Source organism: Rhizobium sp. Leaf341, from assembly GCF_001424325.1.
Lineage (GTDB): Bacteria > Pseudomonadota > Alphaproteobacteria > Rhizobiales > Rhizobiaceae > Ferranicluibacter.
In genome coordinates this window covers 253,642-277,276 of the sequence record NZ_LMPE01000003.1, presented here as the reverse complement: position 1 = coordinate 277,276, position 23,635 = coordinate 253,642, and the positions used below count along the sequence as shown (strand labels likewise).

The following is a 23,635-nucleotide window of genomic DNA, read 5'->3' as shown; positions in this document are numbered from 1 at the left end:
TGGGGGAAACCAAGCGACGCTGCACACTTTCGGGCGACATGCATGAGCCGCGAGCGAAGCGCACGGGAAAAGCTGACGCCGGAAAGCTAACGAGCCGCGCTGCGGGCCGCTTCGACGGGCGGCTGCGCGGTCGCCAGAAGCTGTGTCTGGAAATCGAGGATGAGCCTGCGCAGGCCCGGTTCCGCGACGCGGCCGGCGGCCTCCGTGAAGGTCACCCATTCCAGAGTGCGGGACCCTTTTTCGGGAAAGCGCTTCGCCATCTCGGACACCACGACCGGAAAGACGTGGACACGGCACGGAATCTTCAGACCCTTGTTCATGCCCTTTTCATAGGTGAAGCTGCCGATGGTGTCCGCCGAAGCTTCGCCTTTGACGCCGGCTTCTTCCCAGGCCTCGCGCGCCGCCACCTCGTGCGACGCCTTGCCTTCCATCGGCCAGCCCTTCGGAATGACCCAGCGACCCGTGTCGCGGCTCGTGATCAGCAGCATTTCCGGTACGTCGCCCTTCTTTCGGAACCGGTAGCACAGGGCAGCAAACTGCATGCGTTCGGGCCGGCGGAACATCAGGCGGACTTCGGAAACGATGCTATCGAGGATGGTCAATGATTTCAGGGCCTTTCAATGGGCAGTCTCGTCAGGCCATCTCGTCACGGCCAGGCTCGTCAGGAATTGCGCTGGCCGCGAACGGCCGGATATGCTTGCCGCGAACGGCTCATCAGGCTTGCTGCGAGCGGTCCACACGGACGGAGCGCGGCGATCGGGACGTCGGGAATACATCGACGACTCGCGCTTTGACCGGGCCGTCAGAAAAACAGAATGAACGTGGACGTTGTCACAGTCTATCGCAAACGACATCGATCGTTGATTCTTACTATGCCTGCAATCTTGCGCAGGCGTGGTCGCGCACCGCCATCCGCTATCACATATGCGACATCAAATGGCGCATTTCAATCCTGAGACCTTTCGAGCAGCCGCAGCCGCGAAATCCGCGCCCGATCTTCGGCGCGATGGGCATCCCGGCTGGCTTCCATCACGAAATCGATGTGGCGCTCGGCAGCACGGCGGGCCTCCGGAGGGTCTGCCGCCAGGATCGCCGCATGGATGGCCTCGTGCTGCGCAAGCAGCCTCTCGGCGGCTCCCGGTGCCTGGAAAACCGTTGTCCGGCTAAAAAAGATATCCTGTTCCAGAAGACGGTAGCACGACCTGAGCGTGTGCAGGAGGATGATGTTGTGCGCGCTTTCGCCGACGGCCATGTGGAAGTCGATATCGGCGGTGAGGCCGCTGTCGCGGTCATCGGCATCGTGTGCCGCCCGCATGCGCGCCACGATCCGCGTCAGGCTCTTGCGATCGGCCTCCGTCGCATGGCGTGCGGCCCGCTCGGCCGTCAGGCCTTCGATCTCGCGACGGTAATCGAGATAGTCGCGTGCCGCCTTTTCGTGCCGCACGATCAGGGCGCGCATGGGCTGCGAAAAGATCTCGCCGATGATGTCGGCAACGAAGGTGCCGCCGCCGTGCCGGCTGACGAGCAGGCCGCGCGTCTCGAGTTCCTTAAGGGCTTCCCGAAGGATCGGCCGCGACACGTCGAAGCGGGCGGCAAGATCGCGCTCGCCCGGCAGCCGGTCGCCGTCGCGCAGGACGCCGTCGAGGATCAGCGTCTCGATGCGCTGCACGATCTCGTCGGCCGCGCGGTTCGGGGGAATGGCGGAGAACATTTCGACCGGCTCGTCCGCCACGCGTTTCCCCTCCGTGTTTCCAGCCCCAGCCATGTGCCTCGGCGGGTAAGAATGCCGCATAACCGAACACGGAAACAGAGACAAAAAAGGGACCGACCAGCGTCCTGCCGGCCGGTCCCGATGATAGGCCTTCGCGATCAGCCGCCGAAAATGGTGCGCAGCAGGTCGACGCCCCGATCATCGTAGGACACTTCGCCCTGCTTGTTGCCGGGGCCGACCACGATCACCTTGGCGCCGATCGAGGCGCGGTCGTATAGATGCTCGACGTCCTGGTTCATCATGCGGATGCAACCGGACGACATGTTCTGCCCGATCGTCCAGGGCTGGTTCGTGCCGTGGATGCGGAAGCCGCTGTCGCTTTTGCCCTTGTAGAGATAGAGCGCGCGGGCGCCGAGCGGATTGTTGACGCCGCCCTCCATATAGGCCGGCAGGATGTGGCCGTTCTTGCGCTCGCGGGCGATCATTTCCGCCGGCGGCGTCCATCCCGGCCATTCGGCCTTGCGCTGGACCTTCACCACGCCCGACCAGCCGAAGCCTTCGCGCCCGACGCCGATGCCGTAGCGCGTCGCCTTGTTGTTGCCTTCGACGTAGTAGAGATATTTGTGATTGGTATCGACGATGATGGTGCCGGGCGCCTCGTCGGTCCGCAGCCGCACCTTCGTGCGCCAGAATTCGCGCGCCGGCTTGCGCTGCGATGCGGTGACCGTCGTTACGTCGCTCTGACCGATGGTGGCGGCCGGCCGTTCCATCATCGTTGCCGATGCCGTGCTCGCGCCGCCGATCAGCAGCGCTGCCGCTAGCGCGGCACCTGCCGCGCATCCCAGTTTCGTCGTCATGGTAATCTCCCTCTCAAGCCCGCCGGTCGCGCCGCCGGCCCCCTAGAGGTCCGGCAGAAGCGCAACGCATCGGGGAAACGCTATTCGATCGCACGTATCCCGCAAGATCATCTGGTGCGACATCGACGGAATGTGATCGTCCCCGATAACACGTCGAGGGCGATTGTTGCTGAAAAGGCACGATACAGTGTCAAAACCCGCTTACGCCGCGGCCTCGCATCGACCGGTGCCGCGGCGATCCAGATGGCTCCCGCTTACTGGACGATGACCCGTGTCCCCACGCTGACCCGTTCGTAGAGATCGGTCACATCCTCGTTGCGCATGCGGATGCAGCCCGACGACACGGCATAGCCGATGGTCCAGGGCGCGTTGGTGCCGTGAATGCGGTAGAGCGTGGACCCGAGATACATCGCGCGGGCACCGAGCGGGTTCGCCGGGCCGCCCTCCATGCTGGCGGGCAGATAGTGGCCCTTGGCGGCTTCGCGGGCGATCATTTCGGATGGCGGGTGCCAGTTCGGCCATTCCGCCTTGCGCGTCACCTTGTGCGCCCCGGCCCACTCGAAGCCGGGCTTGCCGACACCCACGCCATAGCGCCGGGCTTCGCCGTTTCCGGTGACGAGATAGAGAAAGCGGCTGGTGGTATCGATGACGATCGTCCCGGGCCGTTCGCGCGTCTCGTAGGCGACGGTCTGCGGCAGGAATTGCGGATCAATCGGACGAACGGGCCGCTGCGGCGCCACCATGCCGGCGGAGCGGACGAGCGGCGCGGCCCGCTGCAGGGCCGGACGCTGGTAGATGACCTGCTGGCGCGGGGCGAAGATCCCCGAACGTTCGCGGTAGATGACGCGCGGCGGATCGCCGGCCACGCGCGGGCGCAGGATGCGGCGCTCTTCGATCCGTCCCGCCCCGACGCTTGCTCCACCGCCCGTCCTGGGTCCCGCGCCCAGCTGCATCAGCCAGGGGGCCGTGAGATCGGGGCTGACGATGACCGGCGGACGGTTGCCATAGCGCTCGGCAGCCTGCGCGATGCCGGCGCCGACATCGCTGACGACGAAGGACAGGAGGGTGGAAAGGATCAACAATGTCTTCATGACGGGCTCGTTCTCGATCTGGCTGTCGGCGAGGGCGCGGCCGGTGGTGCGTCCGGCCTATCGCAAGAGCCTGACACCCGAGCGCGGTAGGAAGCGTAAACAGACATTGCGGAACGGGTGGTCGCACGCGGAAAGTCTTCGGTAGGGTTATTGCGTGCTTTCGAGAAATGGTTGACGAAGCATGAAGGCGCGGGCTGCGGCCTTCAGGGAGGTGATGGGATGAGCGAAACCGAGGCGGCACCGAAAGGGTTGATCACCGGTCCCGACGGGCTGACGCGCTGCTTCTGGCACGGCAACCTGCCGGACTACCTGCGCTATCATGACGAGGAGTGGGGCCGTCCGGTGACGGACGATCGGCGTCTGTTTGAAAAGATCTGCCTCGAAGGCTTTCAGTCGGGACTGTCCTGGCTGACGATCCTGCGCAAGCGTGAAGCCTTTCGCGCCGCCTTTGCCGGCTTCGACATCGACGCGGTGGCGGCGTTCGACGATGCGGACATCGAGCGCTGCGTCACAGACGCCGGCATCGTGCGCCATCGCGGCAAGATCGTCTCGACGATCAACAATGCGCGCCGCGCACAGGCGCTTCGCGCGGAATTCGGCACGCTGGCCCACTACTTCTGGCGCTATGAGCCGGCCCTGCACGAGCGACCGGAAAGCGTCACCTTCGCCGAAATCGCCGCCAATCCGACGACGCCGGTGTCGGTGCGGATGTCCAAGGACCTGAAGAAGCGTGGCTGGACCTTCGTCGGCCCGACCACGGTCTACGCCTTCATGCAGGCCATGGGCCTCGTCAACGACCATATCGAGGGCTGCATCTGCCGCCAGCCGGTCGAGGATTTGCGCGCGCGCCTGGTTCGACCCTGACGGACGCTCCTGCATGTCGCCCGAACCTGTGCCGCAGTTTCGGGAAACGCGCTTTAGAGCCGCCGGCCCCGACCCCCGCCCCGGCGCCCGCTCGCCAGCAGCGCGATGCCGATGACGGCGACGACGAGGCCGATGACCAGCCACTGCGTCTGTCCCGTCATGAAACTTCCGCCCATCAGATTGGCGCCCTGAAGGATCCAGATCAGCCCCACCAGGAGACAGAGCACCCCGGCAATCGTCTTGAAACGCGTCATCCCATTCTCCTCCCTGTCGGCGACCCGGATGGTCCGCCGTGTGGCGCGGGGACCGGCTTTCGCCTGCGCCCCGCGCCATTGTCCTTCAGGCTCTAGCCGCCGTTCTTGGCAAGCCAGGCCTTCATTCTGGCGATTTCGGCTTCCTGAGCCGCGATCACCTCCTGCGCCAGCGCGCGAAGCTCGGGATCGGTGCCGAATTCCAGCTCCACCTTTGCCATGTCGATCGCGCCCTGATGATGCGCGATCATGCCCTTGGCGAAGTCCACGTCGGCCTTGCCGGTATAGGTGATGGCCATGCCTTCGTGCATGCGGGCGTTCGCCTTGGCAAAGGCCTGGCTCGATAGGCCCTGGTCGCCCTTCGGCGCTGCCATGCCGCCCTTTGGCGCTGCCATGTCGCCCGACATGCTGCCATGGTTCATGGCGTGGGGATCTCCGGGCTTTGCCGGATCCTGTGCGAAGGCGGAGGCGGCAGAGAGAGAAAGAAGCGCGGCCGTCGCGGCGCCGAGGATGAGGTTTCGAGACATGATCTGTCTGTCCTTTCGAGATGAGGGGAATGCCTGTCAGGTCGAAAGAAAGGATCGGGGCGGCGGCGGCGTCGGCGTCTGGAAAAAGGCGATCAGCGGACGGTCCAGGGCCGGCCGGATGCCCTGCGCGGGAAGGGTCGGGTGCTTGCCATGGTCGGCCTCGATCTCCAGCGCAAAGCAGGCCGAGCAGAGCATGGGATGGGCACCCTTGCCGGAGGTGTGACAGCCGTGTGCGCAATCGCACGGTCCCGAATGCCGGTCGTCGTCACCCAAAGAGACGGGAGGGGCGGCGACACCGGCGCCCTGCGCGATGAGGGTCGTGCCTTGGACATGCCCGTGCGCGCCATGCGCGAGCCCCTGCGCGTCATGCGCGAGCCCCTGCGCCTGCGCAACGGCCGACGTCCATCCCGACAGGATGGCGCAAAGCATGGACAGGGCTAGCAGGAGCGCGCGCATTCTCTCAACATAAGCAGGATCTGCACCAAGGGAAGACCCTGTTCGTCTTGCCCCCGGCTCCGGCCCGGCGGTGCCGCGCCGCCTTGCTGCCATGGCCGTGATCGGCTAGGGAAGGCGCCAAACCCTTGAACGGACTTTCCAACCGCAAGCGAGACGGTCGAAACGCCATGAACGACAAGAAGAAGAAGCCTCAGAAGCTCAAGGCCCGCCTGCCGCGCGGCTTCGTCGATCGCTCTGCCGCCGACATCCGCGCCGTCGATGGCATGGTCGTCAAAATCCGCGAGGTCTACGAGCGCTACGGCTTCGATCCCGTGGAAACGCCGCTGTTCGAATACACCGATGCGCTCGGCAAGTTCCTGCCCGACAGCGACCGCCCCAACGAAGGTGTGTTCTCGCTCAAAGACGACGACGAGCAGTGGATGTCGCTGCGCTACGACCTGACCGCGCCGCTCGCCCGCCATGTCGCCGAGAATTTCAACGAGATCCAGCTTCCCTACCGCACCTTCCGCGCCGGCTGGGTCTTCCGCAACGAAAAGCCGGGCCCCGGCCGTTTCCGCCAGTTCATGCAGTTCGATGCCGACACGGTGGGCGCTGCCGGCGTCCAGGCAGATGCCGAGATGTGCATGATGATGGCGGATACGATGGAGGCACTGGGTCTTGCCGGCCAGTTCGTCGTCAGGGTGAACAACCGCAAGGTCTTCGACGGCGTTCTCGACGGGATCGGCCTTGCCGGCGACGACAATGCCGGTCGCCGCCTGACGGTGCTGCGCGCCATCGACAAGCTGGACAAGTTTGGACTCGACGGCGTGAAGCTCCTGCTCGGCGAAGGCCGCAAGGATGAAAGCGGCGACTTCACCAAGGGTGCCGGTCTCGGCCCCGATCAGATCGCCAGCGTGCTCGCCTACCTCGCGCAGGACGGCTACCAGCCGACAAGCGACCTCTATGCCCAGGGCATGAGCGAGCTGGACCAGATTGAGACGCTGGTGCGTGCCGCCGGGTATGGCGACGATCGCATCAAGATCGATCCCTCCGTCATCCGCGGCCTCGAATACTACACCGGTCCCGTCTTCGAAGCGGAACTGACCTTCCCCGTCACCAACGAAAAGGGCGAGAGTGTCGTCTTCGGCTCGGTCGGCGGCGGCGGTCGCTATGATGGGCTCGTCTCCCGCTTCATGGGCCAGCCCGTGCCGGCCACCGGCTTTTCCATCGGTGTCTCCCGCCTGATGACGGCGCTGAAGAACCTCGGCAAGCTTGGTCAGGAGGAGGTTCTCGCCCCGGTCGTCGTCTGCGTGATGGATCGCGACATCGACAGCCTCGGCCGTTACCAGCGCTTCACCCAGGCGCTGCGCCACGCCGGCATCCGGGCCGAAATGTACCAGGGCAACAAGAAGAACTTCGGCGACCAGCTGAAGTATGCCGACCGCCGCGGCGCGCCGCTTGCCATCATCCAGGGCGGCGACGAGCGCGAACAGGGCGTCGTCCAGATCAAGGATCTGATCGAGGGCAAGCGCCTGTCCGGCGAGATCGAGGACAACGCCACCTGGCGCGAGGCCCGCGTCGCGCAGGTCTCGGTGCCGGAAGCCGAGCTTGTCGACAAGGTTCGCGAGATGCTGGAGGCCCAGAAGCAGGACCGCGACCGGGCGGCAGGCTGACCCGCGTGTTCCCGTTCGCCTCGACTGCGCAGCCTCTCCCCGTGACGCCGCCGAGCTTGCCATCGTTCAACCCCGCCCGCACGCCTCCGGGAACCGCACATCCATGACCCTCTCCGACATGCCCGATTTCGCCCCGGATCTGCTCGCAGCCTTTACGGCCCGCGGCGCCGCACGGGTGCATACCCCGGTCATCCAGCCGGCCGATCCGTTTCTCGACATGGCGGGCGAAGACCTGCGCCGCCGTATCTTTCTCACCACGAGCGAGACCGGAACGAGCCTCTGCCTGCGGCCGGAATTCACCATTCCCGTCTGCCTGCGCCACATCGCCACGGCGACCGGCACGCCAAGGCGCTACGCCTATCTCGGCGAGGTCTTCCGCCAGCGCCGCGGCGGGGCGGAGGAGTTCTATCAGGCTGGCATCGAGGATCTCGGCGAGAGGGATGTCGCCGGCGCCGATGCGCGCGCCATCGTCGACGCGATGGACATGGTGCGCCTCGTCCTGCCGGGCGATGGTCCCGGCCGACATCTTCGCCTGACGCTTGGCGATCAGGCGGTGTTCGAAGCAGTGGTCGCGGCCCTCGGCCTGCCGGTCGGCTGGCAGAAGCGGCTGATTCACGCCTTTGGCGACGCCGGCCATCTCGAAGCGCTGCTCGAACGGCTGGCGCGTCCGCAGCCTGTGGCCGGCCTCGATCCCGAGATCGAAGCCCTGCTGGCGGCCGACCGGGACGACGATCTGATCGCCTGGCTGGAACAGCGGATGGAACAGACCGGCTATTCCACCAATGCCAGCCGCTCGCCGGCCGAAATCGCCCGGCGCCTCAAGGAAAAGCGCGCACTGGCCGCAACCCGCCTCGACGGATCGGCGCTGCTGCTCCTGCGCGAATTCCTGACATTGCGCCTGCCGCTCGCCGAAGCCTCGGCAGCACTTGCGGGTTTTGCCGATGCCGCCGACCTGAGGCTCGGCCCGGCAATGGCCGCTTTCGACGCGCGTCTTGCCGCGCTCTCCAATGCCGGCGCCGACCTTTCGGCCATGACCTATCGCGCCGCCTTCGGCCGGCCGCTCGACTATTACACCGGCATGGTCTTCGAGATCACGGCCACGCGCGGTGACGTGCTCGCCGGCGGCGGTCGCTTCGACCGGCTGATGACGTTGCTGGGGGCCGAAAGCCACATCCCGGCCGTCGGCTTCTCGCTGTGGCTCGACCGCATCGAGACGCAGCGCTTGCGCACAACGGGAGAGCCGGCATGACCATCACCATCGCGCTCCCCTCCAAGGGCCGCATGAAGGACGAGGCTTCGGCCATCTTCGAGCGTGCGGGCCTGAAGATCTCCACCGTCGGCAACGACCGCTCCTATCGCGGGCGGGTCGACGCCATGGACGATGTCGAGATCGCCTTTCTCTCCGCGTCCGAAATTTCCCGCGAGATCGGTGCCGGCGCCGTCGATTTCGGCGTCACGGGGGAAGACCTCGTGCGCGAGGGTCTCGCCAATGCCGACGAGCGGGTCGAATTCTGCGCCCGCCTCGGCTTCGGCCATGCCGATGTCGTCGTCGCCGTGCCGGATATCTGGCTCGATGTCGACACCATGGCCGATCTCGGCGATGTCGCGGCCGATTTCCGCGCCCGCCACGGCCGCCGTCTCGCCATCGCCACCAAATACTGGCGGCTGACCCAGCAGCATTTTTCCGGCAGCCATGGCATCCAGCTCTACCGCATCGTCGAGAGCCTCGGTGCCACCGAAGGCGCACCGGCGTCCGGCTCCGCCGATATCATCGTCGACATCACCTCCACCGGCTCCACCCTGAACGCCAACCATCTCAAGATCCTCTCCGACGGCATCATCCTGCGCTCCGAGGCCTGCCTCGTCCGCGCCCGCAAGCCGGAGCACGACGGCGATGCCAGGGTGCGGGAGATCGTGGGCCGGGTCCAGGAGGCTCTGCGGGGGTAGTGCCGGGCGCGCTCGCGGTCAGAGCCGTCGTGGTCAGAGGATGTCCGGCGCCCGGCTCCGGCGGAAAATCGCAGCGCCGCCCGCTGACATCCCGCCCCATCGCACCTATGTGAAACCGCAACCCTTTCCAAGGAACCCGTCTCCCATGGCCGATCTCTCTTCCTTCCCCATCACCACCCGCTGGCCCGCCACCCGTCCGGATGCGATCCAGCTCTATTCGCTGCCGACGCCGAATGGCGTGAAGATCTCGATCGCGCTCGAAGAGCTCGGGCTCGATTACGAGCCGCACCTCATTTCCTTCGGCACCAACGATCAGAAGTCGCCGGAATTCCTGTCGCTCAATCCGAACGGCCGCATCCCCGCCATCATCGATCCGAACGGTCCGGACGGGAAGCCGATCGGCCTGTTCGAGTCGGGCGCCATCCTCGTCTATCTCGCCGAAAAGACCGGAAAGCTGCTGCCGGCGTCTGCCGCCGGGCGCTACGAGACGCTGGCCTGGGTGATGTTCCAGATGGGCGGCGTCGGCCCGATGTTCGGCCAGTTCGGCCATTTCTACAAGTTCGCCGCCGACAAGGTGGCCAACAATTCCTATCCGATGGAGCGGTATCGCGACGAATCCAAGCGGCTGCTGTCGGTGCTCGAGGCGCGCCTTGAAGGTCGCCAGTGGCTGATGGGCGACGACTACACCATCGCCGACATCGCGACGTTCCCCTGGATCGACGGTGCCCGCAAGTTCTATGGCGGCGATCAGGTGCTCGATTATGCGAGCTTCCCGAACGTGCTCGCCTGGGTCGACCGCGCGCTGGAACGCCCGGCTGTGAAAACGGGCATGGACATTCCCAAGCGGAACTGATCGCTCCCCACCGCGACGCATTGACGGTTCCGCTCGGGACGGGATAATGCATCTCGCCCGAAAGTGCGCAGCGGTTTCGGGAAACGACATGCATCAAAACAAGACCTTAAAGCGCGTTGCGTGAATCCTTTTTCACGCGACGCGCTTTAAGTCATCGGGCGGACCGATGCGAAGGGAAGACGGCGTGGCGCAAGAGCTGGGTGACATGGGGAACGGGCCGTCCGACAGGCTCGTCGTGATCGGCGGCGGGCAGGCGGCCTTTGCGCTTATCGCCAAGCTGCGCGCCCTGAAGGACGACAGGCCGATCACGCTGATCTCGGACGAGAAAAGCCTGCCCTACCAGCGCCCGCCGCTGTCCAAGAAATACCTCCTGCGCGAAATGACGCTCGACCGCCTGCAGTACCGGCCGGAGGCCTGGTACGCCGATCATGCGATCGACCTCCGGCTGGGCACCCGCGCGACCGCCATCGATCGTGCGGCACGAAGCGTGCTTCTGTCGGACGGCACGCGGCTCGGCTATCAAACGCTGGCGCTTGCGACCGGGGCTGCGCCCCGCCATCTGGCCGACAGCGTCGGCGGCAGGCTCGACGGCGTCTTCACCCTGCGCGATTTCGAGGATGCCGACAGGCTGGCCGAGGCGATGCGGCCCGGACGGCGCGCCCTGATCATCGGTGGCGGCTATATCGGGCTCGAAGCGGCAGCCGTTGCGCGCACGCTCGGGCTCGAGGTCACGCTGATCGAAATGGCCGACCGTATCGTCCAGCGCGTGGCGGCCGCAGCCACCTCGGACATCCTGCGGTCCCTGCACGTGTCGCGCGGCGTCGACCTCAGGGAGGGCACCGGCCTGACCCATCTCACGGACCAAAGCGGACACGTGACGGGCGCACACCTCTCGGACGGAACAACGATCCCGGCCGATCTCGTCATCGTCGGCATCGGCGTGACCGCCAACGACCGCCTTGCCCACGAGGCCGGCATCGAGACGGCAAACGGGATCATCGTCGATCTCCACGGCCGCTCCAGCGACCCCTCGGTCTTCGCGATGGGGGATTGCGCCGTGCTGCCGTTCGCCGACATGCTGATCCGTCTGGAATCGGTGCAGAACGCGGTTGACCAGGCCGAAGCCGTCGCCGCGACGATCGCCGGCATGCCGACGCCCTATCATCCGAAGCCATGGTTCTGGTCGGATCAATACGACGTCAAGCTGCAGATCGCCGGTTTCGGCCTCGGGCACGATGAAACGGTCACCCGCGCCGGACAGAGGGAAGGCAGCGCCTCCGTCTGGTATTTTCGCCAGGGCAGGCTGGTCGCGGTCGACGCGATCAACGATGCCAAGGCCTATGTCGTGGGGAAGAAACTGATCGAGACGGGAACGACGCCGGACAAGTCCGCCATCGAAGATCCCGCCACCGACCTAAAGGCGCTTCTCGCCTCGTGATCCGGGCTATTCGCCGAGATCAAGCTTGCCCCGAAGCGCGTCGATCCGCTTGGACGCCTCCGCCTTGGTGATATCCTCGGCAAACTGGTCCGGCGCATGCGCCTGTTCGGAAAGCGTCTGAAGATAGGACCGCTGCGCCCCCGTCATCGGCTCATCGCCGCTGACCCAATCGTCCGGGTTCTTTTCGGTGTTGGAAGACGTGTCGTTGGCAATCGCTTTGTCGGACATAGAAGGCTCCTGTGGTGTCTATGTTCGCTAAACGTTCACGCACGGAGGAGGTTCCGTTGTTCGGTGAAGGGTGCTCGGAATTCTGCATGTCGCTGGCCCTGAGCAATGTCGGCCTGCGTCAGTCAATGCCGAGTTGCGATCCCGTTCAGCAGGCGCTGCAGGCCGTTTCGGAAACACGGTCCCCGTCGTCATCGAGAAGAAGCCGGACCCGGTCGAGCGTCGGGTAGGATAGATCAGACACGACGGTATGATCCGGAGCCGTGCCTTTTTCTTTCATGAGGTTGACGCTCGCGCGGGTCGGGGTTGCCCCGATCGTGACGTTCCACATCGACCTTATGGCGGTCCTCACGTCGCTGTCGTGCACGCATGACAGCTCAACCCAGGTGGTCGGCAAGCCGCCGCATTGTGACATGGCGCACCCGACACCGCATGGTGAGAGCACCGCGGTCAATCCCCAACCCACGAAAAAGGGCGGCCCTTGCGGACCGCCCCCATTCCGTCAATCCGGATCGGATTGATTACATCATGCCGCCCATGCCGCCCATGTCGGGCATGCCGCCGCCCATCGGAGCGTCCTTCTTCGGCAGCTCGGCGATCATGGCTTCGGTGGTGATCAGGAGCGAGGCGACCGAAGCTGCGTTCTGCAGCGCGGTGCGCACGACCTTGACCGGGTCGACGATGCCCATGGCGATCATGTCGCCATATTCCGACGTCTGGGCGTTGTAGCCGTAGTTGTCGTCGTTCTTTTCGAGGATCTTGCCGACCACGATCGAAGCTTCGTCACCGGCATTGTCGGCGATCTGGCGAACGAGCGACTGAAGGGCGCGACGAACGATGGCAACGCCGGCCTGCTGGTCCGGGTTTTCGCCCGTGACGTTGAGAACGGCCGAGCAACGCAGCAGGGCGACGCCGCCGCCGGGGACGATGCCTTCCTGAACGGCTGCACGCGTTGCGTTCAGCGCGTCATCGATGCGGTCCTTGCGTTCCTTGACTTCGATTTCCGTCGAGCCGCCGACGCGGATGACGGCAACGCCACCAGCGAGCTTGGCCAGGCGTTCCTGCAGCTTTTCGCGGTCGTAGTCCGAAGAGGTTTCTTCGATCTGCGCCTTGATCTGGGCCACGCGGCCTTCGATCTCGTTCTTGGCGCCGGCGCCGTCGACGATGGTCGTGTTTTCCTTGGAGATCGAGATCTTCTTGGAACGGCCGAGCATTTCGAGCGTGACGTTTTCGAGCTTGATGCCGAGGTCTTCGGAGATCACCGTGCCGCCCGTCAGGATGGCGATGTCTTCCAGCATGGCCTTGCGGCGGTCGCCGAAGCCCGGAGCCTTGACGGCAGCGATCTTGAGGCCGCCACGCAGCTTGTTGACGACGAGCGTTGCAAGAGCTTCGCCTTCGACGTCTTCAGCGATGATGAGGAGCGGCTTGCCGGTCTGAACGACGGCTTCGAGAACCGGAAGCATTGCCTGCAGGTTCGACAGCTTCTTCTCGTGAAGGAGAATGTAAGCGTCGTCGAGGTCTGCGACCATCTTTTCCGGGTTGGTCACGAAGTAGGGGCTGAGGTAGCCGCGGTCGAACTGCATGCCTTCGACGACTTCGAGTTCGGTTTCGGCGGTCTTGGCTTCTTCGACGGTGATGACACCCTCGTTGCCGACCTTCTGCATGGCTTCAGCGATATCAGCGCCGACCTGCTTGTCGCCGTTTGCCGAGATCGTGCCGACCTGGGCGACTTCTTCCGATGTGGAGATCGGCTTTGCCTTGGCCTGCAGGTCCTTGACGACGGCCGTGACGGCGAGGTCGATACCGCGCTTCAGGTCCATCGGGTTCATGCCGGCGGCAACGGCCTTGTTGCCTTCGCGAACGATCGCCTGGGCCAGAACGGTTGCCGTCGTGGTGCCGTCGCCGGCGATGTCGTTGGTCTTGGAAGCAACTTCCCGGACCATCTGCGCGCCCATGTTCTCGAACTTGTCTTCCAGTTCGATTTCCTTGGCGACGGAAACGCCGTCCTTGGTGATGCGCGGTGCGCCGAAGGACTTGTCGATGACGACGTTGCGGCCCTTGGGGCCCAGCGTGACCTTGACGGCATCAGCGAGGACATCGACGCCGCGCAGCATCTTTTCGCGCGCGGTGCGGCCGAATTTTACTTCTTTAGCTGCCATTTTGAAAACTCCCGGGCATAAGCCCAAATTTTAAGTTCGTCGGATTGTACGAAGAAACTGCCGGAGGCAGAGCCGAAATCAGGCGATAACGCCCATGATGTCGGATTCCTTCATGATCAGCAGGTCTTCGCCGTTGAGCTTGACTTCGGTGCCCGACCACTTGCCGAACAGGATGCGGTCGCCGGCCTTGACGTCCAGGGGGACGACCTTGCCGCTGTCGTCACGCGCGCCGGAGCCGACGGCGACGATTTCGCCTTCCTGCGGCTTTTCCTTGGCGGTGTCGGGAATGATGATGCCGCCCTTGGTCTTGGCTTCGGACTCAACGCGACGGACGACGACGCGATCGTGCAGGGGGCGGAATGTAGTGCTTGTCATTGTCTTTTCCCTCGATCAAATGACGCTGGGATCTCTTGGGATCCATCGATCTGTTAGCACTCCTGTAGGTCGAGTGCTAGCACTGCTGAGATAAGAGCGCTGCGGACGGGAGTCAAGATCGGCGTGGGTTTTTCTGTCGCCGCCCTGTCACGCGGGCGTCGTAAGGAGCGGGATCCGCAAGCGGCGCCGGCCCTTCGCACGGCGCAGACGACACGCGGAACGATCGGCCGGCCGGCGTGGCCACGGGAAGAGTATGAACGAGCAACACGGCACGAATGCGACAGCCGCCCAAGGGAGCCTGGCGGACGATGATCCTCATGATGGGCGCATGGCCGCCCGGCCGACGTTTGCGGAGGCAGCGCAGGTCTGGGCGCGCATCGGGTTCTTGAGCTTCGGCGGCCCCGCAGGCCAGATCGCGCTGATGCACCGCGAGGTCGTGGAGACCCGGCGCTGGGTGGCGGAGGATCGGTTCCTGCATGCGCTGAACTACTGCATGCTGCTGCCGGGGCCGGAGGCACAGCAGCTCGCCGTCTATATCGGCTGGCTGCTGCACGGCACGCGCGGCGGGCTGGTGGCCGGCATCCTCTTCGTGCTGCCGGGCCTCTGCATCTTGCTCGGCCTGTCGACGCTCTATGCGCTCTATCACCAGACAGGCACGCTGTCGGCCGCCTTCTTTGGCTTGAAGGCTGCGGTTCTCGCCATCGTGGTGGAGGCGCTGCTGCGCCTTGCGCGACGGGCGCTGACGACGACCACGGCGCGAACGATCGCCGCCGTCGCCTTCGCGTCCCTGTTCTTCTTCTCCGTTCCGTTCCCGCTGGTCATCCTGGCCGCCGGCCTGTTCGGGCTGCTGCGCGCCGACCGCCTGAGTGTCGTCCCGCCCGCGCCGGACACCGCGGCGCCCGCGCGGACATGGTCGCAGACGCTCATGCTTGTCGCCGTCTGGGCCTGTCTCTGGGTGGCGCCGCTTGGCCTCATCGTCCTTCTCTGGGGCGGCGGGACGGTTTTCTCCGCCCTTCATGTCTTCTTCTCCAAGATGGCCGTGGTCACCTTTGGCGGGGCCTATGCGGTGCTGTCCTATGTCGCCCAGCAGGCGGTGGAAACGCATCACTGGCTGCGCCCGGGCGAAATGCTGGACGGCCTGGCGCTCGCGGAGACCACGCCGGGGCCGCTCGTGCTGGTCTTGACCTTCGTCGCCTACATGGCCGCGTTCCGCGTGCCGCCGGCCGGGCTCGATCCCGTCCTCTCCGGTCTCATCGGCGGGCTGGTGGCCACCTGGGTCACCTTCGTGCCCTGCTTCGCCCTGATCTTTCTCGGAGCACCCTCCGTCGAGCGGCTGCGCGGAAACCGGATGGCGGTTGCCGCGATGGCAGCGATCTCGGCAGCCGTCGTCGGCGTCATCCTCAATCTCGCCGTCTGGTTCTCCCTGCACGTGCTGTTCGAGCGCGTGCAGCAGATCCGCGTCGGTCCCCTGGTCGTGGCGGTGCCCGACCTTGCCTTTTTCAACCCCTGGGCCGCGCTTCTCGCGCTTCTGGCGGGCGGCCTCCTGTTCGTGATCCGCCTCGGCGTGGTCGGCACGCTAACGGTCTGCGCTGCCGGCGGCCTTCTTCTCTCGCTGTTGTGAAGCCCCCGAACGGCGCAATTCCGCAGGAATGCGGCGGATAAGCAGGGCGAATGCCGCGTTTAGGCTTGTCTTTTGGCGACGTCCTTGCGATGTCAGCCGACAGAAGTCTCAATGGGAAGCCTGCATGGCCGTTCGCATCAACAGCTTTCGCGACATCGCAAACCGTTATGACGTGGTGCTTTGCGACGTCTGGGGCGTGCTCCACAATGGCGTCGCGGCCTTTCGCTCGGCCTGCGAAGCCCTGACGGACGCGCGTAATCGCGGCCTGACCGTGGTGCTCGTCACCAATTCGCCGCGCCCGCATCCCGGCGTCATCGTCCAGATCCGCGGCCTCGGCGTACCCGACACCGCCTATGACAGGATCGTCACCTCCGGCGACGTCACGCGGGCGCTGATCGCGGCAGGCCCGAAGAAGGTCTACTTCATCGGCTCCGACCGCGACTTTCCGCTGCTGGCCGGTCTCGGCGTCGATATCGTCTCGTCCGAGGATGCCGAGATCATCGTCTGTGCCGGATTTTTCGACGATGAAACAGAGACGCCGGACGATTACCGGGCGACGCTCTCGACGCTCGTCAAGCGCAACCTGCCCTTCATCTGCGCCAATCCGGATCTCGTGGTCGAGCGCGGCGATCGGCTGGTGCCCTGCGCCGGCGCCATCGCCAAGCTCTATGAGGAACTGGGCGGCGAGGCGCGCATCGCCGGCAAGCCGCACAAGCCGATCTATCGCGCGGCGCTCACCGAAGCGCGTAGCGTGCGCGGTGCGCTGGACGGCGCCCGCGTGGTCGCCATCGGCGATGGCATGCCGACCGATGTTCGCGGCGCGCAGGACAGCGGGATCGATGTGCTCTACATCGGCGCCGGCATCCACGGGGCTGAATACATGACCGGCGAGAAGACCGACGAGGCCAAGCTGGCCGCGTTTCTGAAGAAGGAGGGCGCGACGCCGAAGTGGTGGATGCCGCGGCTCGCCTGACATGACAGTCTTTCACCGCAACGAGACCAGGACTCCCCTGCCGGCCCATCTCCATGCCGGCGTCATCGCCATCGGCAACTTCGATGGCGTGCATCGCGGACATCAGTCTGTGCTCGATCGCGCGCTGGCCGAGGCCGAGGCCCTGGGTGTCCCCGCGCTCGTTCTCACCTTCGAGCCCCATCCCCGCGCCGTGTTCCGGCCCGACGAGCCCGTCTTCCGCCTCACGCCGGCGCCGCTTAAGGCGCGCATCCTCGAGGGCATGGGCTTTGCCGCCGTCATCGAATATCCGTTCGATCGCGGGTTTTCGCAGATGTCGGCCCATGATTTCATCCGCGACGTGCTGATGGACTGGCTGAAGGCCGGGCATGTCGTCACCGGGTTCGACTTTCATTTCGGCAGGGGGCGCGAAGGCGGTCCCGCCTTCCTGATGAAGGCCGGCGCCGACAACGGCTTCGGCGTCACGCTGGTCGACGCCTTCCGCGACGAGAACGCCGACGTCATCTCGTCGAGCCGCGTGCGCAGCCTTCTTGTCGATGGCAACGTCGCGCAGGCAGCAGGCCTGCTCGGCTACCACTACACGGTCGAGGCGGAGGTCATCGGCGGCAAGCGCCTCGGCCGCACGCTCGGCTATCCCACGGCCAACATGCGTCTTGATCCCGGCGTCTGCCTGAAGAACGGCATCTATGCCGTCCGCTTCCGCCGCGCCGACGGTTCGCTGCACGATGCGGTCGCAAGCTTTGGCCGGCGGCCGACGGTCACCAGCGACGGCGAAGCCCTGCTCGAGACCTTCCTGTTCGACTTTTCGGGCGATCTCTACGGCGAAATCGCCTCGGTCTCCTTCTTCGGCCATCTGCGCGACGAATTGAAGTTCGACGGCCTCGACCCGCTGATCGTCCAGATGAAGAAGGACGACGCCGAAGCCCGCGCCCTTCTCGCCGGCGTCACGCCGCTCGGGCCGATCGATCTGGGGCTGTGTTTCTGATCCAGCCTTGGCGGCTGTGAGAAGGACATCGCGCGACGTCACCGTTCCAAGCATCAGGACCGCGGCGCCGTTTCTTCCGGCATCCCTGACAGGGCGCGCCTCATCAGGCGGACGCCGCGTGCGTGCGCCCCCTTCCATTCCGCCGCGAAAACCCTTAGACAACCGCCATCATGACACATCTGCGGCCAGCGCCTTCCCTGCGAATTACCGGCCCGGCCTTTCGCGCGCGCTAAGCGGCCGGAAGGTCCGGGTTCCAGCATTTGCGCCGCCGACGGGCTGAAAAGCTCCGCGCGTCTGTTTCCTGCCCCGACATCGCGCTTCGACAGCGCCAGAGAATGATTGCCGATATGACCGACACCGTTCAGCCCTCCAAGACGAACGAAGCGTTCGACTACTCCAAGACCCTCTATCTGCCCGAAACCGAATTTCCCATGCGCGCCGGCCTGCCGCAGAAGGAGCCGGAGATGGTCGCCCGCTGGCAGCAGATGGACCTCTACAAGCAGCTGCGCGCCTCCGCTGCCGGCCGCGAGAAGTTCGTGCTGCATGACGGTCCGCCCTATGCCAACGGCAACATCCATATCGGCCATGCGCTGAACAAGATCCTGAAGGACGTCATCACCCGCTCGTTCCAGATGCGCGGCTTCGACAGCAACTATGTGCCCGGATGGGATTGCCACGGCCTGCCGATCGAGTGGAAGATCGAGGAGGAGAACTATCGCGCCAAGGGCAAGGGCAAGCCCGATCTCTCCGAACCCGCCGCCATGATCGAGTTTCGCCGCGAATGCCGCGCCTATGCCGAAAAGTGGATCAAGGTTCAGGCGGACGAGTTCAAGCGTCTCGGCATCACCGGCGATTTCGACAATCCGTACCTTACGATGAATTTTCATGCCGAAGCCCGCATCGCCGGCGAGCTCCTGAAGATCGCGAAGTCCGGCCAGCTCTATCGCGGCTCCAAGCCGATCATGTGGTCGGTGGTGGAGCGCACGGCGCTCGCCGAGGCCGAGGTGGAATATCACGACGTCGACAGCGACATGATCTGGGTGAAGTTCCCGGTGCGGACGGGTTCCGGGACGGTGCAGGACGCCTTCGTCGTCATCTGGACCACGACGCCCTGGACGATCCCCGGCAACCGCGCCATCGCCTTCTCGAACCGTGTCGCCTATGGGCTTTACGAGGTCACCGAAGCTGTCAACGACTTCGGACCCCGTCCGGGCGAGAAGCTGATCTTCGCCGACAAGCTGGCGCCTGAGTCGTTTGCCAAGGCCAAGCTCCAGGCGACGCGTCTGGGCGACGTTGGTGCCGACGAACTTGCCGCCATCACCTGCGCCCATCCGCTGGCCGAGCTCGGCTATACCTTCGATGTCCCTCTCATCGCCGGCGACCACGTCACCGACGAGGCGGGCACCGGCTTTGTCCATACCGCCCCCAGCCACGGGCGCGAGGACTTCGACGTGTGGATGGACAATGTCCGCGACCTGCAGGCGCGCGGGATCGACACGGCCATCCCGTTCCCCGTGGACGATGCCGGCTATTACACCAAGGATGCGCCGGGCTTCGGCCCCGAGGCCGAAGGCGGCGCCGCGCGCGTCATGGACGACAACGGCAAGAAGGGCGATGCCAACGAGCGGGTCATCAAGGCGCTGATCGCCACCGGCACGCTCTTTGCCCGCGGCCGGCTCAAGCATTCCTATCCGCATTCCTGGCGCTCCAAGAAGCCGGTCATCTTCCGCAACACGCCGCAATGGTTCGTCTACATGGACAAGGACCTGGCCGACGGCACGACGCTGCGCAACCGCGCCCTGAGCGCGATCGACGATACGCGCTTCGTGCCGGCAGGCGGCCAGAATCGCCTCCGCGCCATGATCGAGGGCCGTCCGGACTGGGTGCTCTCCCGCCAGCGCGCCTGGGGCGTGCCCATCTGCGTCTTCGCCCGCGAGGACGGCACGGTGCTTTCCGACGATGCCGTCGATGCCCGCATCCTCGAAGCCTTCGAGGCCGAAGGCGCGGATGCCTGGTTTGCGCCGGGCGCCAAGGAACGCTTCCTCGGCAATGATCATGACCCGGCCCAGTGGACGCAGGTCACGGATATCCTCGACGTCTGGTTCGACAGTGGCTCCACCCACGTCTTCACGCTGGAGGATCGCCCGGATCTCAAATGGCCGGCCGACGTGTATCTCGAAGGCTCTGACCAGCACCGCGGCTGGTTCCACTCCTCGCTGCTCGAAAGCGCTGCGACGCGCGGCCGCGCGCCGTACGACACGGTCGTCACCCACGGCTTCATCATGGATGAGAAGGGGGAGAAGATGTCGAAGTCGAAGGGCAACGTCACCGCGCCCCAGGAAGTGATGAAGGATGCAGGCGCCGATATCCTGCGCCTCTGGGTCATGACGTCGGATTATGCCGACGACCTGCGCGTCGGCAAGGCGATCATCCAGACCAACATCGATGCCTATCGCAAGCTGCGCAACACCATCCGCTGGATGCTCGGCACGCTGGCGCACGACACGGGCGAAGACGTCGCGCTCGCCGACATGCCGTCGCTGGAACGGCTGATGCTGCACCGGCTGGCGGAACTCGACGACGTCGTGCGCAGCGGCTACGACGCGTTCGACTTCAAGCGGGTGACACGCGCGTTGATCGACTTTTCCAACGTCGAGCTGTCGGCCTTCTATTTCGACATCCGCAAGGACGCGCTCTATTGCGACGCGCCGTCGAGCCTGCGCCGCCGCGCCAGCCTCTGCGTGATCCGCCGCATCTTCGAGTGCCTCGTCACCTGGCTTGCCCCCATGCTGCCGTTTACGACCGAAGAGGCCTGGCTGTCGCTGAAGCCCGATGCCGTCTCGATCCACCTGGAGCAGTTCCCCGAGCTGCCGGCCGAATGGCGCGACGAAGCCATTGCCGAGAAGTGGCGTCTGATCCGCGACATCCGCCGCGTCGTCACCGGCGCGCTCGAGGTCGAGCGCCGGGAAAAGCGCATCGGCGCCTCGCTCGAGGCCGCCCCCGTCGTTTACATCGCCGATGCCGCAACGGCGGAAGCGCTGAGCGACGAGGATTTCGCCGAGATCTGCATCACCTCGGCGATCGAGATCGTCGTCGGCAAGGCGCCGGAGCAGGCCTTCCGTCTGGAAGGCGAAAACCGGATCGCCGTCGAGCCGCGCCTCGCCGAGGGCCGCAAGTGTGCCCGCTCGTGGAAGGTGACGACCGATGTCGGTTCCGACCCGGATTACCCCGACGTCACGGCGCGCGATGCGGCGGCCCTGCGGGAGCTGGGCGTTTCGGTCTGAGGGCCGTGACGTCATGACGACCGGGTGAATTGCGCTCAAGCGGTTCATCCGGTAGAACCCTGCCTGAAAATGGGCGGATTCATCCGTCATGGGGCAGGAATTGGCGGGCAGATCGGCCAAAGCGCCTCCGGGGGGTCCGGAAGCGCGCAGGAGCCGCGGGGCAGGCCGCACGCGCTGGAAGGGTTTGAATGACAATGTCGCGACAGTATGGTGCGAGCGCCGGCGTGCTCTCGATCATGGCCGCAAGCCTTGTGCTCACCGGTTGCATCGGCGGCCCGACCTACGGGACGGACAAGACGGCTGGCGAGCACCTGATGGATGACCTCGGCAGCGCAGTCAGCATGGGCAGCGACAAGGCCGCCAGCGTCAAGTATCAGCCGCGCCCCGGCCTCGTCCTGCCGCCGTCCGGCGAGCGGACCGCGCTCGTCCAGCCCCAGGCGTCGCTGGCCAACAAGGACAATCCGGCCTGGGTGGAAAGCCCCGAGGAAACACGCCAGCGCCTGCGCGAGGAGGCCGACGAGAATTCCGATCGGCCGGGTTACGTCTCGCCGCTCGCCAAGGCGTCCGCCAATGGCCGCAAGCTTACCGCCCAGGAACAGCAGGACGCCTATCGCGAGGCCCGCAAGGTGCAGATGGGCGCCTATTCCGACAAGCGTCGTTTCCTCAGCGATCCCCCGCTCGATTATCGTCGCGCACCCGAGGCGTCGCTGACCGACCTTGGCGAGGAGGAAAGTGTCAAGGAGCGTCGTCGCAAGAAGGAAGCCCAGGTGCAAGGCAGCGGCAAGAAATGGTGGCAGATTTTCTGAGCCGGCCATGAGCGTCACGATCCGCGAGGCGACCGTCGAGGACGCCGCCATCATCCTGCGCTTCGTGCGCGAACTGGCGGCCTACGAAAAACTGGAACATGAGGTGGAAGCGACGGCGGACAGCACTGCGCAGGCGCTGTTCGGCCCGGACAGCGTTTCCCGCGCCGTCATCTGCGAGCGGAACGGTGCCCCCATCGGTTTTGCCGTCTGGTTCTTGAGCTACTCCACCTGGCAGGCCCGCAACGGGCTCTACCTCGAAGATCTCTACGTCACGCCGGAGGCCCGCGGCACCGGCGCCGGCCGCAGCCTGTTGCGGCACCTGGCACGCATTGCCGTTGAAAAGAACTGCGGCCGCTTCGAATGGAGCGTGCTCGACTGGAACGAACCGGCCATCCGCGCCTATCGCGCCATCGGGGCCGAGCCGATGGACGGCTGGACCCGCTACCGTCTGGCGGGCGATGCCCTGCAGGCATTCGCCGCCGGCTGAAGCCTACCGCCGCGCCGTGAAGAAGGCGCGCAGCAGGGCCGCCGCCTCCGTCTCGCCCAGGCCCGAATAGACGTCGGGCGCATGATGGCAGGTCGGTTGCGCATAGAAGCGCCCGCCATGCTCCACGCCGCCGCCCTTCGGGTCCGGCGCGCCGTAATAGAGCCGGCGAATGCGGGCGAAGGAGATCGCGGCGGCGCACATGGCACAGGGTTCGAGCGTCACATAGAGGTCCGCACCGGTCAGGCGTTCCGCGTCGACGGACCGGCAGGCCGCGCGGATCGCTTCGATCTCCGCATGGGCGGTCACGTCGCGGCGCTCCCGCGTCCGGTTGCCGCCGGCCCCGATCACGGTGCCGTTCAGCACGACCACCGCGCCGATCGGCACCTCGCCGCGGGCCTCTGCCGCCCGCGCCTCTGCCAGCGCCAGATCCATGAAGCCCGGTGATGCGGCCATTCGCGTCATTATTTCTCTTAACCCATCGGCTCCGACCTGATAGGAGAGCCTGAAAAGGCAGGCAACACAAATGACATCCAATGACAAGCCCCAGCGGCCGCGCGGCAAGCCCGCAAGCGGCGGCAAGACGACCGACCGGGCGCCGCGCGGAGCGGCAGCCGACGGCAAGCCGAAATTCGGCAAGAAGCCGTTCGACCAGAAGGCCGGCGATAAGAAGCCTTTCGACAAGGGTGGCAAGCCTGCGTTTGGCAAGCCTGCTTTCGGCAAGACCGGCGGTCCCCAGCGCGGCAAGCCTGCCTTCGCCAAGCGCGATGCCGCGGCGACGGACGAGACCCGCACCGCAGGCCGCCCGTCGTCCGAGGGTTTCCGCGGCGCCGAGGCCCGCTCCGAAAGGCCCCGTTCCGACAAACCCCGTTCGGACAAGTCTTGGTCCGATAAGCCCCGTTCCGATAAGCCCCGTTCCGATAAGCCGTGGGGTGAACAGCCGCGAAACGACAAACCGCGCGCCGACAAACCGCGTACCGATAGGCCCAGCTTCGACAAGGCCCGCGGGGAAAAGCCGAATTTCGAAAAGCCGAAATTCGACAAACCTAAGTTCGACAAGCCGCGCGGTGACCGCACGG

The 23,635-nt window shown here is 65.5% G+C and carries 23 protein-coding genes; 12 read left to right on the top strand and 11 right to left on the bottom strand.

Translation table 11 applies throughout. The annotated features are described in order from the left end of the window. Positions 1–86: 86 nt before the first annotated feature. The 4 genes from ASG03_RS02940 to ASG03_RS02925 form a co-directional block, all read right to left on the bottom strand. A complete protein-coding gene (locus tag ASG03_RS02940) occupies positions 87–602 on the bottom strand; it encodes an NUDIX hydrolase (protein ID WP_443216576.1) in 516 nt (171 codons plus the stop codon). A gap of 344 nt (positions 603–946) precedes the next feature. Then, the gene (locus ASG03_RS02935; RefSeq protein WP_443216586.1) at positions 947–1,711 is read right to left on the bottom strand and encodes a FadR/GntR family transcriptional regulator; all 765 of its coding nucleotides are present in this window, start codon (positions 1,709–1,711) and stop codon (positions 947–949) included. A 158-nt stretch (positions 1,712–1,869) separates the two neighbouring features. Beyond that, positions 1,870–2,484: a L,D-transpeptidase gene (locus ASG03_RS02930; RefSeq protein ID WP_443216585.1), complete on the bottom strand. Its 615-nt coding sequence runs from the start codon at positions 2,482–2,484 to the stop codon at positions 1,870–1,872. Between the two features lie 338 nt (positions 2,485–2,822). Continuing rightward, on the bottom strand, positions 2,823–3,659 hold the full coding sequence (locus tag ASG03_RS02925; RefSeq protein WP_062692065.1) for a L,D-transpeptidase: 837 nt from the start codon (positions 3,657–3,659) through the stop codon (positions 2,823–2,825). Positions 3,660–3,878: 219 nt separating this feature from the next. Between ASG03_RS02925 and ASG03_RS02920 the strand changes: the two genes are divergently transcribed. Next, positions 3,879–4,523: a DNA-3-methyladenine glycosylase I gene (locus tag ASG03_RS02920; RefSeq protein WP_062469788.1), complete on the top strand. Its 645-nt coding sequence runs from the start codon at positions 3,879–3,881 to the stop codon at positions 4,521–4,523. A gap of 53 nt (positions 4,524–4,576) precedes the next feature. Here the strand turns inward: ASG03_RS02920 and ASG03_RS02915 are convergent, their stop codons facing one another. From ASG03_RS02915 to ASG03_RS02905, 3 genes are all read right to left on the bottom strand, one after another. Then, entirely contained in the window at positions 4,577–4,777 is a 201-nt protein-coding gene (locus ASG03_RS02915; protein ID WP_062469785.1) for a hypothetical protein, read from the bottom strand. 92 nt (positions 4,778–4,869) lie between these two features. Beyond that, complete coding sequence (gene copM, locus ASG03_RS02910) at positions 4,870–5,301, bottom strand: CopM family metallochaperone (protein ID WP_062692054.1); 432 nt, start codon at positions 5,299–5,301, stop codon at positions 4,870–4,872. A 36-nt stretch (positions 5,302–5,337) separates the two neighbouring features. Further along, the gene (locus ASG03_RS02905; protein WP_062692053.1) at positions 5,338–5,757 is read right to left on the bottom strand and encodes a hypothetical protein; all 420 of its coding nucleotides are present in this window, start codon (positions 5,755–5,757) and stop codon (positions 5,338–5,340) included. 167 nt (positions 5,758–5,924) lie between these two features. On the opposite strand from ASG03_RS02905, the gene hisS reads away from it, so the two are divergent. The 5 genes from hisS to ASG03_RS02880 all read left to right on the top strand — a co-directional run bounded on the left by hisS (position 5,925) and on the right by ASG03_RS02880 (position 11,647). Continuing rightward, positions 5,925–7,409: a histidine--tRNA ligase gene (hisS, locus tag ASG03_RS02900; protein WP_062692052.1), complete on the top strand. Its 1,485-nt coding sequence runs from the start codon at positions 5,925–5,927 to the stop codon at positions 7,407–7,409. A 103-nt stretch (positions 7,410–7,512) separates the two neighbouring features. Next, positions 7,513–8,658 carry an ATP phosphoribosyltransferase regulatory subunit gene (locus tag ASG03_RS02895; protein WP_062692051.1) on the top strand — a complete coding sequence of 382 codons (1,146 nt, stop codon included), beginning with the start codon at positions 7,513–7,515 and terminating at the stop codon, positions 8,656–8,658. Beyond that, positions 8,655–9,356, top strand: a complete 702-nt coding sequence (gene hisG, locus ASG03_RS02890) for an ATP phosphoribosyltransferase (RefSeq protein ID WP_062469770.1) — start codon at positions 8,655–8,657, stop codon at positions 9,354–9,356. The genes ASG03_RS02895 and hisG overlap by 4 nt, the downstream gene beginning before the upstream one ends. 145 nt (positions 9,357–9,501) lie before the next feature. After that, on the top strand, positions 9,502–10,209 hold the full coding sequence (locus ASG03_RS02885) for a glutathione binding-like protein (protein ID WP_062692050.1): 708 nt from the start codon (positions 9,502–9,504) through the stop codon (positions 10,207–10,209). A 205-nt stretch (positions 10,210–10,414) separates the two neighbouring features. Next, on the top strand, positions 10,415–11,647 hold the full coding sequence (locus ASG03_RS02880; protein ID WP_062692048.1) for an NAD(P)/FAD-dependent oxidoreductase: 1,233 nt from the start codon (positions 10,415–10,417) through the stop codon (positions 11,645–11,647). A gap of 6 nt (positions 11,648–11,653) precedes the next feature. Here the strand turns inward: ASG03_RS02880 and ASG03_RS02875 are convergent, their stop codons facing one another. The 3 genes from ASG03_RS02875 to groES form a co-directional block, all read right to left on the bottom strand. Continuing rightward, entirely contained in the window at positions 11,654–11,875 is a 222-nt protein-coding gene (locus tag ASG03_RS02875; RefSeq protein WP_062692046.1) for a DUF3072 domain-containing protein, read from the bottom strand. Between the two features lie 518 nt (positions 11,876–12,393). Continuing rightward, positions 12,394–14,031 carry a chaperonin GroEL gene (groL, locus tag ASG03_RS02865; RefSeq protein ID WP_062469759.1) on the bottom strand — a complete coding sequence of 546 codons (1,638 nt, stop codon included), beginning with the start codon at positions 14,029–14,031 and terminating at the stop codon, positions 12,394–12,396. A gap of 78 nt (positions 14,032–14,109) precedes the next feature. After that, complete coding sequence (groES, locus tag ASG03_RS02860; RefSeq protein WP_062469756.1) at positions 14,110–14,406, bottom strand: co-chaperone GroES; 297 nt, start codon at positions 14,404–14,406, stop codon at positions 14,110–14,112. Positions 14,407–14,659: 253 nt separating this feature from the next. On the opposite strand from groES, the gene chrA reads away from it, so the two are divergent. The 6 genes from chrA to ASG03_RS02830 all read left to right on the top strand — a co-directional run bounded on the left by chrA (position 14,660) and on the right by ASG03_RS02830 (position 22,559). After that, positions 14,660–16,027 (top strand): chromate efflux transporter, encoded by a 1,368-nt coding sequence (chrA, locus tag ASG03_RS02855; protein ID WP_082475504.1) that lies wholly within the window; start codon positions 14,660–14,662, stop codon positions 16,025–16,027. Between the two features lie 124 nt (positions 16,028–16,151). After that, a complete protein-coding gene (locus ASG03_RS02850; RefSeq protein ID WP_062469749.1) occupies positions 16,152–17,000 on the top strand; it encodes a TIGR01459 family HAD-type hydrolase in 849 nt (282 codons plus the stop codon). Position 17,001: 1 nt separating this feature from the next. After that, the gene (locus ASG03_RS02845) at positions 17,002–17,982 is read left to right on the top strand and encodes a bifunctional riboflavin kinase/FAD synthetase (protein WP_062692043.1); all 981 of its coding nucleotides are present in this window, start codon (positions 17,002–17,004) and stop codon (positions 17,980–17,982) included. Between the two features lie 347 nt (positions 17,983–18,329). Further along, positions 18,330–21,266 (top strand): isoleucine--tRNA ligase, encoded by a 2,937-nt coding sequence (gene ileS / locus ASG03_RS02840; protein ID WP_062693017.1) that lies wholly within the window; start codon positions 18,330–18,332, stop codon positions 21,264–21,266. Positions 21,267–21,454: 188 nt separating this feature from the next. Next, positions 21,455–22,072, top strand: coding sequence for a hypothetical protein (locus ASG03_RS02835; protein WP_062469743.1), 618 nt, complete (start codon positions 21,455–21,457; stop codon positions 22,070–22,072). 7 nt (positions 22,073–22,079) lie between these two features. Beyond that, positions 22,080–22,559: a GNAT family N-acetyltransferase gene (locus ASG03_RS02830; protein WP_062692041.1), complete on the top strand. Its 480-nt coding sequence runs from the start codon at positions 22,080–22,082 to the stop codon at positions 22,557–22,559. Between the two features lie 3 nt (positions 22,560–22,562). Here ASG03_RS02830 and ASG03_RS02825 read toward each other — a convergent pair whose 3' ends face one another. Next, the gene (locus ASG03_RS02825; protein WP_062692039.1) at positions 22,563–23,012 is read right to left on the bottom strand and encodes a nucleoside deaminase; all 450 of its coding nucleotides are present in this window, start codon (positions 23,010–23,012) and stop codon (positions 22,563–22,565) included. Between the last annotated feature and the right edge of the window lie 623 nt (positions 23,013–23,635).